Origin of the sequence: Pseudomonas sp. FSL R10-1339 (assembly GCF_009600545.1) — a bacterium.
GTDB classification, from domain to species: Bacteria; Pseudomonadota; Gammaproteobacteria; order Pseudomonadales; family Pseudomonadaceae; genus Aquipseudomonas; species Aquipseudomonas bubulae.
The window spans coordinates 1-710 of the sequence record NZ_WIVQ01000245.1 but is presented as its reverse complement, the minus strand read 5'-3'; the positions used below and the strand labels follow the sequence as shown (position 1 = coordinate 710).

The window sequence follows — 710 nt, the reverse complement described above, 5'->3', positions numbered from 1 at the left end:
TACAAGCTCACGTTTTTTCGGGATTTTTCTCACAGGTTTGCCAATTGCTGGGGCGAGGGGACGACGCTTATAGTCGGAGCTCGCCGATAAGGCGGGCGGGTTTGGCGACCTGTAAACTACCTAAGGAAAAAACGGAATTGCTATAAGTGTCGGAGCGTGTATTTTTCTCGCTACGTTTTATGGCAGCTGTGCGTGGGAGATCTTCGGGTCTGCCGGGTTTCCTTGGGTATACCGGTTCGCCAACCCGCGTACAGCGGCCACCTGTTTTCGTTTGGCGACGGAAATGAATGGCTCAAACGATTACCCAAGAGGTTTACCTATGACTGACTCACCGTTTGTCCCGCTTACTGCCATCGACTGCACCATCCCCGCTTTATTGATCGACCGTCACGCGCCCCTCGACGTACTTCACGCCAACGCCGCCGCTCGCGTACTGGCCGTCACCCAACTGATGGAATCGTTCTCCAGCCGTGAAGTGCAAGAGGCTGATTCCGTTGATCTCAAACATCTGGCTATTGTTTCGGCGCAATTGCTGCGTGACGGGTGCGATCTGATGGATGTACTCGGCTGGCGGTTGCGGCCTGCTTGATCTTGTTTGTTTAACTGGAGCGTTGAGTACATATCCGGCATTCATGTCTAACTGGGATATTGGTTTCGCTCTTACAGCGAGTCACTTTTTCCAGACGCCGAAAAAGTAACCAAAAAGGCTT

General features: G+C 52.5%; 1 protein-coding gene. It reads left to right on the top strand.

What is annotated here, in order from left to right; translation table 11 throughout:
* The first annotated feature begins 319 nt into the window (after nt 1-319).
* Nucleotides 320-589 carry a short-chain dehydrogenase gene (locus GHO03_RS24650; protein ID WP_146541287.1) on the top strand — a complete coding sequence of 90 codons (270 nt, stop codon included), beginning with the start codon at nt 320-322 and terminating at the stop codon, nt 587-589.
* The last annotated feature ends 121 nt before the right edge of the window (nt 590-710 follow it).

Excerpts from the sequence above, each read along its gene's own strand:
- GHO03_RS24650 (WP_146541287.1), top strand. The coding sequence starts at position 320 with ATGACTGACTCACCGTTTGTCCCGCTTACTGCCATCGACTGCACCATC.